Source organism: Arthrobacter sp. C152, assembly GCF_054890965.1.
Map to the genome: position 1 here is coordinate 158,014 of NZ_JBTZSU010000006.1, position 12,482 is coordinate 170,495.

General features: G+C 67.2%; 15 protein-coding genes and 1 tRNA gene. 10 read left to right on the forward strand and 6 right to left on the reverse strand.

Translation table 11 applies throughout. The annotated features are described in order from the left end of the window. Positions 1 to 49: 49 nt before the first annotated feature. The 5 genes from ACYSM9_RS06545 to ACYSM9_RS06565 all read left to right on the forward strand — a co-directional run bounded on the left by ACYSM9_RS06545 (position 50) and on the right by ACYSM9_RS06565 (position 4,646). Entirely contained in the window at positions 50 to 538 is a 489-nt protein-coding gene (locus tag ACYSM9_RS06545) for a hypothetical protein (protein WP_461856170.1), read from the forward strand. Continuing rightward, positions 522 to 2,003: a multicopper oxidase family protein gene (locus ACYSM9_RS06550; protein ID WP_461856171.1), complete on the forward strand. Its 1,482-nt coding sequence runs from the start codon at positions 522 to 524 to the stop codon at positions 2,001 to 2,003. Before ACYSM9_RS06545 ends, ACYSM9_RS06550 begins: the two co-directional genes overlap by 17 nt. A 128-nt stretch (positions 2,004 to 2,131) precedes the next feature. Beyond that, positions 2,132 to 2,692, forward strand: coding sequence for a hypothetical protein (locus ACYSM9_RS06555; protein ID WP_461856172.1), 561 nt, complete (start codon positions 2,132 to 2,134; stop codon positions 2,690 to 2,692). A 29-nt stretch (positions 2,693 to 2,721) separates the two neighbouring features. Beyond that, positions 2,722 to 4,215: a hypothetical protein gene (locus tag ACYSM9_RS06560; protein ID WP_461856173.1), complete on the forward strand. Its 1,494-nt coding sequence runs from the start codon at positions 2,722 to 2,724 to the stop codon at positions 4,213 to 4,215. Positions 4,216 to 4,328: 113 nt separating this feature from the next. Further along, positions 4,329 to 4,646, forward strand: coding sequence for a hypothetical protein (locus ACYSM9_RS06565; protein ID WP_461856174.1), 318 nt, complete (start codon positions 4,329 to 4,331; stop codon positions 4,644 to 4,646). Here ACYSM9_RS06565 and ACYSM9_RS06570 read toward each other — a convergent pair whose 3' ends face one another. After that, entirely contained in the window at positions 4,647 to 6,323 is a 1,677-nt protein-coding gene (locus ACYSM9_RS06570) for an AMP-binding protein (RefSeq protein WP_461856175.1), read from the reverse strand. A gap of 92 nt (positions 6,324 to 6,415) precedes the next feature. On the opposite strand from ACYSM9_RS06570, the gene ACYSM9_RS06575 reads away from it, so the two are divergent. Next, complete coding sequence (locus ACYSM9_RS06575) at positions 6,416 to 6,694, forward strand: putative quinol monooxygenase (RefSeq protein ID WP_461856176.1); 279 nt, start codon at positions 6,416 to 6,418, stop codon at positions 6,692 to 6,694. A gap of 64 nt (positions 6,695 to 6,758) precedes the next feature. Here the strand turns inward: ACYSM9_RS06575 and ACYSM9_RS06580 are convergent, their stop codons facing one another. Further along, entirely contained in the window at positions 6,759 to 7,196 is a 438-nt protein-coding gene (locus ACYSM9_RS06580; RefSeq protein ID WP_461856177.1) for a thioredoxin family protein, read from the reverse strand. A gap of 83 nt (positions 7,197 to 7,279) precedes the next feature. After that, entirely contained in the window at positions 7,280 to 7,834 is a 555-nt protein-coding gene (locus tag ACYSM9_RS06585; RefSeq protein ID WP_461856178.1) for an acyl-CoA thioesterase, read from the reverse strand. Between the two features lie 24 nt (positions 7,835 to 7,858). Here ACYSM9_RS06585 and ACYSM9_RS06590 point away from each other — a divergent pair, with 24 nt between their 5' ends. Both ACYSM9_RS06590 and ACYSM9_RS06595 read left to right on the forward strand, forming a co-directional pair. Beyond that, on the forward strand, positions 7,859 to 8,080 hold the full coding sequence (locus ACYSM9_RS06590) for a hypothetical protein (RefSeq protein ID WP_461856179.1): 222 nt from the start codon (positions 7,859 to 7,861) through the stop codon (positions 8,078 to 8,080). 378 nt (positions 8,081 to 8,458) lie between these two features. Next, complete coding sequence (locus ACYSM9_RS06595) at positions 8,459 to 9,427, forward strand: LysM peptidoglycan-binding domain-containing protein (protein ID WP_461856180.1); 969 nt, start codon at positions 8,459 to 8,461, stop codon at positions 9,425 to 9,427. Positions 9,428 to 9,511: 84 nt separating this feature from the next. On the opposite strand, the gene ACYSM9_RS06600 is transcribed toward ACYSM9_RS06595, so the two are convergent. The 3 genes from ACYSM9_RS06600 to ACYSM9_RS06610 all read right to left on the reverse strand — a co-directional run bounded on the left by ACYSM9_RS06600 (position 9,512) and on the right by ACYSM9_RS06610 (position 10,703). Next, the gene (locus tag ACYSM9_RS06600; protein ID WP_461856181.1) at positions 9,512 to 9,937 is read right to left on the reverse strand and encodes a CBS domain-containing protein; all 426 of its coding nucleotides are present in this window, start codon (positions 9,935 to 9,937) and stop codon (positions 9,512 to 9,514) included. Positions 9,938 to 10,202: 265 nt separating this feature from the next. Beyond that, positions 10,203 to 10,284, reverse strand: a tRNA-Tyr gene (locus ACYSM9_RS06605). 164 nt (positions 10,285 to 10,448) lie between these two features. Then, positions 10,449 to 10,703 (reverse strand): hypothetical protein, encoded by a 255-nt coding sequence (locus tag ACYSM9_RS06610; protein ID WP_461856182.1) that lies wholly within the window; start codon positions 10,701 to 10,703, stop codon positions 10,449 to 10,451. 184 nt (positions 10,704 to 10,887) lie between these two features. On the opposite strand from ACYSM9_RS06610, the gene ACYSM9_RS06615 reads away from it, so the two are divergent. Beyond that, positions 10,888 to 11,379, forward strand: a complete 492-nt coding sequence (locus ACYSM9_RS06615) for a YajQ family cyclic di-GMP-binding protein (protein ID WP_141159686.1) — start codon at positions 10,888 to 10,890, stop codon at positions 11,377 to 11,379. 237 nt (positions 11,380 to 11,616) lie between these two features. Then, complete coding sequence (gene efeU, locus ACYSM9_RS06620; RefSeq protein ID WP_461856183.1) at positions 11,617 to 12,477, forward strand: iron uptake transporter permease EfeU; 861 nt, start codon at positions 11,617 to 11,619, stop codon at positions 12,475 to 12,477. Positions 12,478 to 12,482: the final 5 nt, after the last annotated feature.

The following is a 12,482-nucleotide window of genomic DNA, read 5'->3' on the forward strand; positions in this document are numbered from 1 at the left end:
GGTGGGTCGAAAGACGCCGCACAGCCCGCGGCCGGACCGATTGGAGTGCATGATGCGCATGATCTATGCAGTTCTCGCCTGGATTGTCGCCGCAGGCGTGGTGGTGCAGGCCGCGTCGATCGCCTTCGCGCTTGGCGGGATTGCCCACTTCGTCCAGGAGGGCGGGGTGGTCGACAAGGCGCTCGTGGAAAGCAGGCAGGCGGTGTTCACGGGGGAACTTGGCTTCCCCATCCATGGAATCGTTGGCGGCATGGTCATCCCCCTGGCCGCCCTCCTGCTCCTCCTCCTCTCATTCTTCGTGAAGTACGGCGGACGGCACCTGCGCGGCGCACGGTTGTGGGCCGCCGTCGTTTTTGCCCTCGTTGCCCTGCAGGCCACCCTCGGGTACTCGATCGCGGACATGCCGTACCTGGGCCTGCTTCACGGTGCCAACGCGTTGGCCGTACTGGTGACCGCCATCTACGCGGCACTGCGTACCAAGGCAGCGGCCCGGGCCGCGGCGCCCGAACCCGCTGCCTCCAATGCCGTCGCGACCTGACCTGGTGCGCCGGGTCTCCGCCGCATGCGCGCTGGCGGCAGCGGCCGGCCTCGTCGCGGTGGCATGGAGCTCAACTCTGCTGGGTGAGTACTCCGTCATGACGATGGGGCCGCCCGCGGCCCCCGGCCAGGGGCACGCCGGCCACGATGCGGCGGCAGGACCGGGGCGGGCCGGCGACTCAACCAGCGTCACGGCGCTGGTGGCAGACCCGCTCCGTGCACCCGACGTGCGGGTCCAGCTGGTTGCGCGGTCGCAGACCATCGAGGTGCCCGGCGGGCGCCCGGTCCAGGGCTACACGGTCAACGGAACGTCGCCGGGGCCGGCCATCCGCGCCCGCCAGGGCGACCTCGTGGAAGCCGTGTTCGTCAATGAATCCGTTGCCGCAGGCGCCACCATCCACTGGCATGGAATGGATGTGCCAAACGCTGCCGACGGCGTTGCCGGCGTCACCCAGGACGCCGTCCCCGTGGGCGGACACCATACCTACCGGTTCGTTGCCGATGAGCCCGGCACCTACTGGTACCACTCCCACCAAGTCTCCCACGAGCAGGTGGAACGCGGACTCTTCGGCGCCGTGGTGGTCGACCCCGCCGCGCTGCCCGGCAGCAGCCCGGAAGTGCTGGCAGTGCTGCACGTCTACGGCGGCCAGCACACCCTGAACGGACGGGTCCTGGACGAACGCGTACCGGCCGAACCGGGAGCAACGGTGAGGGTCCGCGTCATCAACACAGACCAGGGGACGGCATCCGTCTGGTCCGCCGCTCCTTTCCGGGTGTCGGCCATTGACGGACGCGACGTCAACGCTCCTGCGGTCATTGAGGACCGCACGGTGCTGGTCCCTGCAGGCGGGCGGGTGGACATCACGATGCAGGCGCCAGCGCACGGGGCGGCCCGGCTCAACGTCGGCGGGGCCCGCAGCCTCCTCATCGGCTCTGCGGACGGCGACGAACCCGCCGCACGGCAACCCTCAGGGACGCTCGACTTCCTGTCCTACGGCAGTCCCGCCCCGGCCGGCTTCGATGCGGCGGCGCCGGACCGCACCTTCGAGTACACGATAGGACGCCGGATGGGCGTCATCGACGGCCGGCCCGGCAACTTCTGGACGATCAACGGACGGTTGTATCCGGACATACCAATGTTCCACGTCCGCCAAGGCGATGTGGTCTTGATGCGCCTGCGCAATGAATCCGGCGAGGTCCATCCGATGCACCTCCACGGCCACCATGTCCTGGTGCTGTCGCGTGCTGGAGTTCCGGCGACCGGCAGTCCCTGGTGGGCTGATTCCCTCGACATCCACCCGGGCGAGACCTACGAGGTGGCGTTCGTTGCCGACAATCCCGGGATCTGGGCCGACCACTGCCATACGCTCGAGCATGCGGTGGACGGGCTCGTGGCGCACGTGATGTATGAGGGGATCACGACGCCGTTCACCATCAACGGGACGGCGGGCAACCGTCCCGAGTAGTGGGAACCCGGCCGCACCACGGCCTTCCCCATCTTCACCCGGCCCAAACCGCTTGAGCCGCAGGGCAATGGGTACGGCCAGACATGAAGCCTCCAGGCGGACGGCGGCACCATGGCGGAAGGATTCCAATGGGTTCCACTTCAGGCAGCACGGACCAGGTAATGGATGAAAAGGTGCGGCTCCAGCTCGCCATCTTCGAGGTCACTCGGGACGCCGGCGGCAGGGGCCTGGGCGAAATCCGGGAGATGCTGCTTGCCGCCTTCGCCCGGCACGGCGTGGAGCCACCCCCGGGCACCTGGGTGGAATCGGTGGCTTCCTCGGCGTTCTATGGCGAACCGTACATCGTGGACCTTTCCGCGGCGGTGGCGGCTGACGCGATCACGCCTGCCCCGGATGGGGAGGTCCGGGAGCGGCTCGCCTCCCGGCGGCGCCTCCAGCAGGAAAAGCTGCCGCCCGGGATCTTCCCCTCCCCGGCGGAGTGGAACATCCCGGGCGGCACTGCCCGCGGCAGCACCCGAACGCTGTCCCTGACCCGGCGGGAGGCCGGCATGGTCCTGGCCGTGGCTGCGCTGGTGGCGGCCGCCGTCGTGGCCGTTGTGGCGGCACGGGCCGCCCGCCCGCGGGCGCGGGCAGGCAGGAGGAGCCAGCGGGCAGTTCTCCCCATGCCCCGTCGGGCTCCTTTCGCATAGTCTGGAACCCTGACCGGTTTGGGGGACACATGGCAGGGATCTACGGGGCGGACGTCGCCCAACTCCGCGAGTTGGGGAAGGCGCTGGCCGCCTCCTCCGCGCGCCTGACGTCCACCAGGACCGCGCTGTCCAGGGACGTGCGTGAGGCTGGCCGCTGGAGAGGAGCCGACGCCGAGAGGTTCCGGAGCGAATGGAATGGCTCGCACAGTGCCATGCTGGGCAAAGTCATTCAGGCACTTGCGGAGGCCGGAAAAGCGGCCGCACGGCACGCGGACGAGCAGGAACGCGCGAGCGGCGCCGGTGGCACGGCAGGCCGGACCAGTGCCACCGGAGGCCCCGCCGGCAAGGGCGGCGGGGATTCGACGGCCGAGTATCTGACCGGCGGGGAGCATTCTGTGGCGCGCCACCCCGACCGCGGCGAAGCGAACCTGGCCGCGCCCGAATTGGACAGGCTACGGGGCCTGGTCAGGGGCGCCGCGTCGGGCAGCAACTTCTTTATGGGCAACGATACGGACGTCAACGAACTCCGTGATGCGCTGGCCGGGCTCAAACCGGCCCAGCTGAACCAGTTGCTGGAGTCGTTGACCGATGATGAGATCCGCAGCCTGGGCAGCGGCGCCGCAACCGATGGCAAGGGCCTGTTCAACGGCGAAGGAACCACGCCTTTCGAACGGCAGCAACTGCTGGACCAGCTCCTGTCCAAGGCCTCGGCCGAGCAGGTGGACCGGCTGAAGGGCCTCATCCCGTGGGCGCAGCCGGACGGAACAGCAATGGGAGATGCTGCCAGGCCCGGCGGTCCAGACCCCAGCACCACCAACCGGTGGATGAGGCCGGACTGGCCCGTGATCGGGCAGCACCCGGGCACTGACGACATCAGGCAGGGCGGATACGGAGACTGCGTGGTCCTCTCCGCTGCCGGTGCCATGGTCAACGCCGATTCCAACTGGGCGCGTGACCACGTGACAGACAACGGCAACGGCACAGTCTCGGTCCTGCTGTTTGACAAGAACGGGCAAGAGCAGTGGGTGACGGTAACCTCAGACCTGCCGGCGAACAGCTACGGCCAGCAGATGGGTGCAAAGGCAGGTTTCGGCGGCAACTGGCCGGCCTATGTCGAGAAGGCACTGGCACAGGTATACACCGAGGACGACAGCAACGACGGGACAAAGGAAGGGGCGCCCCCGGACAAGGCGTACCCGCCGGGCAACTACCGCGCCATCGAAGGCAACTGGGGTCCGGACGCGTTCCAGTACCTTGCAGGGCCGGACGTCGAACGGACCCGAGACGCGGACGTGCTGTGGAGTGCAGTTTCCGGGGGCAAGCCATCCTTGGTGACGACGCTGGGCGAGACCCCGAACGGTGCTCCGGCCGGCTACCACGCCAACCACGCATACTTTGTTACCGGAACCGATGCACAGGGAAACATCATCCTGCAGAACCCCTGGGGCGCACACGAACCTTCCATGGCCGTTTCCAAGGAGGACTTCCGGCGCCTCTTCAGCGATGCGACGGTGACCCATTGATGCCTCAGTCGCTGCGGCGCGCCGCCACCTGGCTCTTCATTCCAGCGCTCCTGGCCCCAGCTGCCTGTTCCACCCCGGCCAACAATCCCCCCGACCCCACGAAGGACCCGGACATGACCTTGAGCGCCAGCTGCACCCACTCCGGTTCATACCGGATCGTCCCCTCCGTCAACGGCTCGTTCCCACTGCTTCCGGTGTCCCCCGGCGGTGCGGACTCCACACCGCTCGTGCGGTTGTCCAGCACGCACCTGAAGCATGACCCGGTGACGGCGGACCTTTCGGTTGCCCTCTTCGCCAGCGGCGGTCCCGCCACCCAGGAGTTCCGCGGGCTCGCCCTCGGCCAGGAAGCCACCTTTGACGGCTACACCATCAGGATCACCTCAATCTGCGATGGCGAAGTCCTCTTCGACCTGGTGCAGCAGCCGGGGTAGTCAGAGCCGCAGCCGGGCCACTGCCTGCTCGCGCATCTCGACTTTCCTGACCTTCCCGGAGACCGTCATGGGGAAGCTCTCCCGGACCTCCACGTAGCGGGGAATCTTGTAGTGCGCCAGCTTTCCACGGCAGAACTCCGCGAGGGCCCCGGCGTCGAGGGGCTCGGCTCCCGGTTTGAGGATGATGCAGGCCATCAGTTCCTCGCCGTACTTGCTGTCAGGGACGCCGATCACTTGGACATCCTGGATGGCGGGATGGGTGTACAGGAACTCCTCGATCTCGCGCGGGTAGATGTTCTCCCCGCCCCGGATCACCATGTCCTTGATCCGGCCCTCCACCACCACATACCCGTCGTCGTCCATGCGCGCCAGGTCGCCCGTGTGCATCCAGCCATCGGCATCGATCGCCTCGGCCGTCTTGTCCGGCTGGTTCCAGTACCCGGCCATGACAGCGTAGCCGCGGGTGCAGAGCTCGCCGATCTGCCCACGTTCCAGCTCCTCCCCCGTGGCGGGATCCACGATCCGGCTCTCCAGCTGCGGCATGGTCCGGCCCACGGTCTCGGTGCGGTGCCGCAGGTTGTCCCCCTTGCGCGTCATGGTCGACACCGGCGAGGTTTCCGTCATGCCGTAGCAGATGGCCACGTCCACCATGTGCATGTCCGAGATCACCCGGTTCATCACCTCGACGGGGCACAGCGAACCGGCCATCACCCCCGTGCGCAGCGTGGACAGGTCGTACGAGGAAAAGTCGGGCAGGGCCAGTTCCGCGATGAACATGGTGGGCACGCCGTAGAGGGACGTGCCGCCGAAGTCCTGCACCGCCTCCAGCGCCGCCGCAGGCGAGAACCCGCGGCCGGGGATGATGGTGGCGGCACCGTGGCTGAGCGCGTTCAGGTTGCCGATCACCATCCCGAAGCAGTGGTAGAACGGCACCGGGATGACCACCCGGTCGTGCTCGGTGTAGCCCAGCAGCTCGCCAATGGCGTACCCGTTGTTCAGGATGTTGCGGTGCGTCAGCGTGGCACCCTTCGGGAAACCCGTGGTCCCGGAGGTGTACTGCAGGTTGATCGGGTCATTTGGGCTTAGCCCCGCCATGCGCGCCACCAGGTGCGAATGTGCGACGCCGTCCGCCCGGGTGAGGAGCTCGGCATACGAGAGTTCCGCGTCCCGCTGGGGGCTGCCGGCTTCCAGCCCGTCCATGCCATGGTCCGGCAGGAACACGACTTCGCCCAGCTCCGGACACACGGCAAGCGCCTGGCGTGCCATGCCCACGTAGTCGCTGGTCCGGTCCGAGGGCGCCGTGACCAGCGTCCGCATCCCGTTCTGCTTGACCACGAATTCAAGTTCGTGGCTGCGGTACGCCGGATTGACGTTGACCAGGATCGCGCCGATCTTGGCGGTGGCATACTGCAGGAGCGTCCATTCGGCACAGTTGGGGCTCCAGATGCCCACCCGCTCCCCCTTGGCCACGCCCAGGGCGAGCAGCGCACGCGCGAGCCGGTCGACGTCGTCGTTCAGCTTGGTGTAGCTCCAGCGGCGGGCGTCGGCGCCCGGCACGGGCGCGGACTCGATCAGCGCGTCCTGCAAGGGGAACTGCGTGGCAACGCGCTCAAAGTTCGCGCCAATGGTCTCTTCCAGGAGCGGGACGTCAGTGTCCCCGGCTGTGTAAGCACGCATGCTGGCACGCTACCAACAGGAAGCATCGAGGAGAAGCATGCCGCGGCGCAACACTGCCGGCCATGCCGCGGGTGCCCGGTATTGTGAAATCCATGAGTGCACCGATTGACCTGATAGCAACGTTCATCCCCAACGAGGGCGAGTTTCACCGCGTGAAGCTGGCCCTGGAAATCGCCATCGATGAGGTGGTGAAGGAGCCCGGCTGCATCCGTTACGAGCTCACCGAGGCCACCGAGGAGAAGCTGGTGCTGACCGAACAGTGGGCGTCCGAGGAAGACCTCGACAAGCACTCCAAGGGCGTCGCCGTCCAGGACCTCAATGAATCCCTCAGTGCGCTGCTGGCGGAGCCGGTCAAGGTGGAGCGCGTCTGAACCGGCCCTTAAACGAATTGCGGGACCTCCACAGTGGAGGTCCCGCAATTGTTTAATTCAAGTTTTAGAAGTCGGGGATCTGCGTGCCGTCCTGGGTGCCGCCCTGCGATCCGGCGGGCTTGCTGGCCGCGGCGGCCGCTTCCTCCCGCTGGCGGGCCACATGGGCGTGGACCTCTTCCATGTCCAGTGCCTTCACCGCGTCCACCACCTGCTCAAGCTGCTGGGCATTCAGGGCGCCGGGCTGCGAGAAGACCAGCACCTTTTCGCGGAAGGCCATCAGCGTGGGGATGGAGGTGATGCCTGCCTCCGCCGCGAGCTGCTGCTCCGCTTCGGTGTCCACTTTGGTGAAGAGGACGTCAGGGTGCTTCTCGGAGACTGCGGAGTAGGTGGGGCCGAACTGCTTGCAGGGGCCGCACCATTCTGCCCAGAAATCAACCAGGACAATGTCGTTGCCTTCAATGGTGGATGCGAACTTTTCACCTGTGATGTCAAGGGTAGCCATGTGTCAACGGTACGCGTCCCGGTGCAGCCTGTCGCGGCTGTTCGCTCCCCGCGTCATTGGGAATAACGACGGCGGCACCCGGCTCAGGCGCCGGCGTCCCACACGTGCGGGGCCGGGGTGCGGCTGCCGGGCAGGGCGCTCGACGCCCGCCACTCGTGGATCCACTCCGGGAGCACCAGATCGGCCGGGGGCGCACCGAACTCCGCCAGGATCTCCTCCTGGCTGACCGGGCCAGCCTTGGTGACCAGCCGGGTGGCGATGTACGCACGCGCGTAAATGTCGCCGTCGGACACCATGCGCTGCTCAAAGAAGATCGCCTTGGTGTCCAGCCCGATGATGCGCGACTCGATGCTGTATTCCTGCCACAGCTGCAGCGACTTGCGGAACGCAATGGTTTCCGCAGACACCACCGGGCTCCAGCCGCGGCGGCGCATCCGCTTCCACACGCCGCTGCGCGCCATGAGGTCGAACCGGCCCAGGTCCATCAGGGACAGGTACATGCCGTTGTTGACGTGCATGGCGATATCGATGTCCGTGGGCAGGACGCGCAGCGGCAGGGAAGACCGTTCCCATACTGTCAGCGGTGGACGGCGGGAGGCGCGGAACAGCAGGAGCAGGGTTCTCAGGAGCAGGTGCATGACCCAATGCTACCCGCGGGTAACTTGGGATGGCCCGGCAGCCGGGAAGCGGGCCGCGGCATCTCGCTGCTCGGTGTTGTGACCGCATCCATCGCACCGTGGCTGGTCCAGCGCGTGGAGGACACCGCCGAAACGGTCGCGGACGCCGTGGAGGAGCCGGTCCGGGTGGAAGTGGCCGAACTGGTGGCCGAGATCGCGCTCCTGCGACGGGAGATCGCCGAGCTGCGGGCAGACAGGACCCGCTAAGGCTGCACCCGGTTGCCGGAAGCGGCCTTCCGGAGCAGGTAGTGGACCCTGCCGGGCCTGAGTAGCCGCGCTGGAGCCGCCGGGTACTGAGAGCCAAAACTCGGGTAATTCCTACTGGTGCCCGCCTCTGCCACCGCTTTTTAGACTCGGGATTCCTAGGACCAATCACGCACTGGCAGGTCCCCCGGGTAGCTTCCGGGAGTCCGGCCTTCACACGGAGCTCCGCATTTTCTGGGTATGCGGATGCCTCCATCCAGCGCCGCCCGCGGCTACCGGCAGCTGCCGGGGCCCGCGGCGCCATAACATCTCGATCCGTCCGGCGACCTGGCGTGCCCTCCTGCGCACTGCCTGGCCGGACCGTCCCCGGATGGGCTACCCATGAACCTGAAAGTCTCCACCTCCCCCGACGGCACGAGCCGAAGCTTCGCCACCGACGAACCCCGCACGGACCTCAACACCGGCCGCCCGGCCATCAGCAACAAGCTTTGGGCGGGCATGGCCACCGCCGCCGTAGTGGCGGCGGTCGGCGTGGGCGCCCTGGCAGCACCGCCCGCTTCACACACTGGAAGCGCGACGACGGCCGTCCAGGTTGCCGAGGCCGCGCTGCCCACGGCGCCAAGCACCGCAGCCGCCCCCGCTGATTCCGCCGATTCCGCCGGTTCTGCCGGTTCCGCAACCGCGGCCGTCCCGGCCGAGGCGGCTCCCGCGCCGGCTGCCGACCCCGCGCCGGCCCCTGCCGCGCCGGAGCCCGCACCTGCACCGACCCCTGAACCAGCACCGGCGGTCGACCCCAACCTCTATACCGTGATGCCGGGTGACACCGTGGGGGCGATCGCCGCAAGCCACGGTGTGGACATGAACGCCATGCTCGCCGCCAATGGCCTCGGGGTCTACAGCACCATCTACCCGGGCCAGACGCTCCTGTTGACAGGGCCGGCCGTCCAGGCGGCAGCCCCGGCACCCGCTCCGGCCGCCGCCCCGGCTCCCGCGCCTGCTCCGGCGCCCGTTGCCGCCCCCGCCGTGCGCACCATCTACGTCGCCGGCTCCGGCGGCCAGTCCATGGTGGATGCCTGCATCGGGCCCATCCACTACACCCCGAACGACGGCTACTCGCTGTTCATCACCGAGCACGATTTCTGCGGCGGCTGGGCGCGTTTCTCCGGCATCGGCGTGGGCGAAACCGTGAGCATCCCCGGCTACGGAACGTTTACGGTGACGGGGCGCGGCCAGGTGCCCAACCCGGGAACCACGAACGACGTCATCGCGGTCTTCGGAGGGTTCCCCCGGGCGATCCTGCAGACCTGCATCCCCGGCACCAGCCAGATGCTCCTGATCGCACTGAACTGAAAGAATCCCCAACTCCTAAGCTTGTCCGCGGGTCCGAACCTTCACGGCCGGGATCCGCGGACAAGGCGGTGCTGTGCTGGGGCGCTACATCCCGTGGCGTTCTGAAATGTGTTCCACCAGTTCGCCCACGCGCTGCTCGGAGTAGTTGCGTGCGATGTCGCCCTGGCTGATGATGCCCACCAGTTTGTGGTCGGCGATCACGGGAAGCCGGCGGACCTGGTGCTTTTCCATCATGTCGATGGCAGCATCCACGTTGGCGTCGGCGTCGATCCAGTGCGGCTTGCCGGTGGCGAGGTCGCGGGCCATCATCTGGCCGGGGTCGCGCCCGGCGGCAACGCACCTGAGCACAATGTCACGGTCGGTGATCATGCCCTGGAGCTTGCCGTCGTCCCCGCAGATTGGCAGCGAGCCGCAGTCCATGTCCCGCATGATCCGGGCCGCTTCCACGAGGGACTCGGTTTCCTTGATACATCGCGCATCAGTGGTCATGAATTCGCGTACAGCACTCATTGAATCCTCCTTCATCGATGGACATATCGACGCAGGGCATCGGGGCACTTGCGCCGATGCTGCCAGACTACGCCCGCGCCCATTCGGTGTCGACGGCGGATGACAGCGCCCATCACCTCCCGGGCCCGACGGGTATGCACCGGCATCCTGACGATTCACCCCCGCACCCGCGGGTGCATCGTCCGGATGGGGGTGCAACCCGAGGGCGGTGCCGGGGCAACGAAAAAGCCTCCGGAACCTGGTGGTTCCGGAGGCTTTCGTTGGGTGGCAGATGAGGGATTCGAACCCCCGTAGGCGTTGCCAGCTGATTTACAGTCAGCCCCCTTTGGCCGCTCGGGTAATCTGCCGAACTTCAAAAGAAGTACCCGCCGATGCAGTCTTCGGAGCGTCCGTTTCCGGGCCGTTCCGCTTCAGTAACCGCGGGCAAGACAACTTTACAGAACTTCCGCCGAAGAATCGAATCGGACCCCGGGCGGTCCAAAAACCCGCGGAATGACGGGAAATTACTGCCTCACGCCTCGCCCAGGATGCGGCCTGCCAGCTTCGCCTCGAAGCTGAGGGCCTGCTCTTCGGTGATCTGGTTCAACTGCACCGCCCGCTGCAGGTCCGCCCGCACCCCCTCCATCCGGGACGAGGCGTCCGCCACCGGGCTGAAGATGACGGAGGCCGCAATCGCGGCCGCCGCCACCGAGGTCGCTGCCGTGGCCACCGCCCCGGCTGCAGCCGTGGTGGTCCGGGTGACGTACTGGGCGGCTTTGCGGTGCATGGTGTTCCCTTCGTGCTGGTCCAACTGCTCCAACTTTTCCCGGGCCTCCTTCGTTCCCTCGGTACGTCCGCTGAGAGGGAACTGTGAATCCCGGACCCCACCGGACCGGGCATCCGTATTAGGCTGGAACGCAGAGATCCGCGCCCTGTCCCCGCACAGGGCTCCCACCCGCAGAAGGAGAGTCATGGCAGGCGAGTCAACGTTCGACGTCGTTAGCAAAGTGGACAAGCAGGAAGTGGCCAACGCGCTCAACCAGTCCCAGAAGGAAATCGCGCAGCGCTATGACTTCAAGGGTGTCGGCGCCGAGATCGACTTCAGCGGCGAAAAGATCCTGATGAAGGCCAACTCGGAAGAACGCGTCAAGGCCGTCCTGGACGTCTTCCAGTCCAAGCTGATCAAGCGCGGCATCTCCCTGAAGTCCCTGGACGAGGGCGAGCCGTACGCCTCCGGCAAGGAATACCGCCTGGAGGCCTCCATCAAGGAGGGCATCGCCCAGGACCTGGCCAAGAAAATCAACAAACTAATCCGCGACGAGGGCCCCAAGTCCGTCAAGTCCCAGATCCAGGGCGACGAACTCCGCGTCTCTTCCAAGTCCCGTGATGACCTGCAGGCCACCATGGCCCTCCTGAAGGACTTCGAGGAAGCCGACCTGCAGTTCGTGAACTTCCGCAGCTAGCAGGCTGCCGCCGTTTTCGGCGCAAGGATTTGCCGCTGCAGCTAAAGGCTGGCGCGCCCCGCCCAGGGGCGCGCCGGCCTTTTTTGTGGCTCGACGGCGGCCCCGGCGCCAACCCGCCCGCGCCCCGCAGAAGTAACCTCGGGGAATTAACGCACATTTAGTTTGCGTAATAGCCGGCGCCGGGTAACCTCTTCCTTAGGCCTGCCTAAGTAGGGCCGCCTGAGCGAAAGAATTTCCATGACAGCCAACTTCCTGATCGGCCTGCGCGAAGGACTCGAAGCCACCCTGGTGGTAGTCCTCCTGATGGCCTACCTGGCCAAGACCGGCCGCCGCCACCTCATTCCCCGCCTGTGGGTCGGCGTAGCTGCAGCCGTGGCCGTTTCCGCCGGGTTCGGCGCCCTGCTGACCTTCGGTCCCCAGGGCCTGACCTTCGAGGCGCAGGAGGCCATCGGCGGCACCCTGTCGATCGTGGCCGTCGGGCTGGTGACCTGGATGGTCTTCTGGATGGCGCGCACGGCCCGGACCCTGGGCAGCGACCTGAAGTCGCGTGTCGACAAATCCGCCGGCGGAGCGGGCTGGGGCCTGGCGGTGGTGGCTGCCATCGCGGTGGGCCGCGAAGGCCTGGAAACTGCCCTGTTCCTGTGGGCGGCGGCGAAGGCCACAGGCGAATCCACGCAACCGCTCTTCGGTGCCCTGCTGGGACTCGTGGCCGCGGCAGGATTCGGCTACCTGCTGCACCGCGGCGTCCTCAAGGTCAATCTCTCCCGCTTCTTCACCTGGACTGGCGCGGCCCTGATCGTGATCGCCGGCGGTGTCCTGTCCTACGGCATCCACGACCTCCAGGAGGCCCGCTTCCTGCCCGGCCTGCACACCCTGGCCTTTGATGTCAGCGGCGCGGTCCCGCCGTCGTCCTGGTACGGGACGCTGCTGAAAGGCACCCTGAACTTCTCGCCCGCCACCACCTGGTTTGAGGCCGCCGCCTGGCTCGCGTACGTGCTGCCGGTGCTGTTCCTCTACCTGCGCAGCAACCGAACATCACCCCCGAACCCCGCCGCCGCCGCCAACAACGCCGCCGTCAAGGCCGTAGCGGCCGCCTAGCCCCC

What these genes read in the sequence shown, in the direction of transcription:
- efeU (WP_461856183.1), top strand. Translation starts at nt 11,617, where the DNA reads ATGACAGCCAACTTCCTGATCGGCCTGCGCGAAGGACTCGAAGCCACC.
- ACYSM9_RS06580 (WP_461856177.1), bottom strand. Translation starts at nt 7,196, where the DNA reads ATGGCTACCCTTGACATCACAGGTGAAAAGTTCGCATCCACCATTGAA.
- ACYSM9_RS06550 (WP_461856171.1), top strand. Translation starts at nt 522, where the DNA reads ATGCCGTCGCGACCTGACCTGGTGCGCCGGGTCTCCGCCGCATGCGCG.
- ACYSM9_RS06560 (WP_461856173.1), top strand. Translation starts at nt 2,722, where the DNA reads ATGGCAGGGATCTACGGGGCGGACGTCGCCCAACTCCGCGAGTTGGGG.
- ACYSM9_RS06610 (WP_461856182.1), bottom strand. Translation starts at nt 10,703, where the DNA reads ATGCACCGCAAAGCCGCCCAGTACGTCACCCGGACCACCACGGCTGCA.
- ACYSM9_RS06585 (WP_461856178.1), bottom strand. Translation starts at nt 7,834, where the DNA reads ATGCACCTGCTCCTGAGAACCCTGCTCCTGCTGTTCCGCGCCTCCCGC.
- ACYSM9_RS06595 (WP_461856180.1), top strand. Translation starts at nt 8,459, where the DNA reads ATGAACCTGAAAGTCTCCACCTCCCCCGACGGCACGAGCCGAAGCTTC.
- ACYSM9_RS06565 (WP_461856174.1), top strand. Translation starts at nt 4,329, where the DNA reads ATGACCTTGAGCGCCAGCTGCACCCACTCCGGTTCATACCGGATCGTC.
- ACYSM9_RS06545 (WP_461856170.1), top strand. Translation starts at nt 50, where the DNA reads ATGATGCGCATGATCTATGCAGTTCTCGCCTGGATTGTCGCCGCAGGC.
- ACYSM9_RS06570 (WP_461856175.1), bottom strand. Translation starts at nt 6,323, where the DNA reads ATGCGTGCTTACACAGCCGGGGACACTGACGTCCCGCTCCTGGAAGAG.
- ACYSM9_RS06600 (WP_461856181.1), bottom strand. Translation starts at nt 9,937, where the DNA reads ATGAGTGCTGTACGCGAATTCATGACCACTGATGCGCGATGTATCAAG.
- ACYSM9_RS06615 (WP_141159686.1), top strand. Translation starts at nt 10,888, where the DNA reads ATGGCAGGCGAGTCAACGTTCGACGTCGTTAGCAAAGTGGACAAGCAG.
- ACYSM9_RS06555 (WP_461856172.1), top strand. Translation starts at nt 2,132, where the DNA reads ATGGGTTCCACTTCAGGCAGCACGGACCAGGTAATGGATGAAAAGGTG.
- ACYSM9_RS06575 (WP_461856176.1), top strand. Translation starts at nt 6,416, where the DNA reads ATGAGTGCACCGATTGACCTGATAGCAACGTTCATCCCCAACGAGGGC.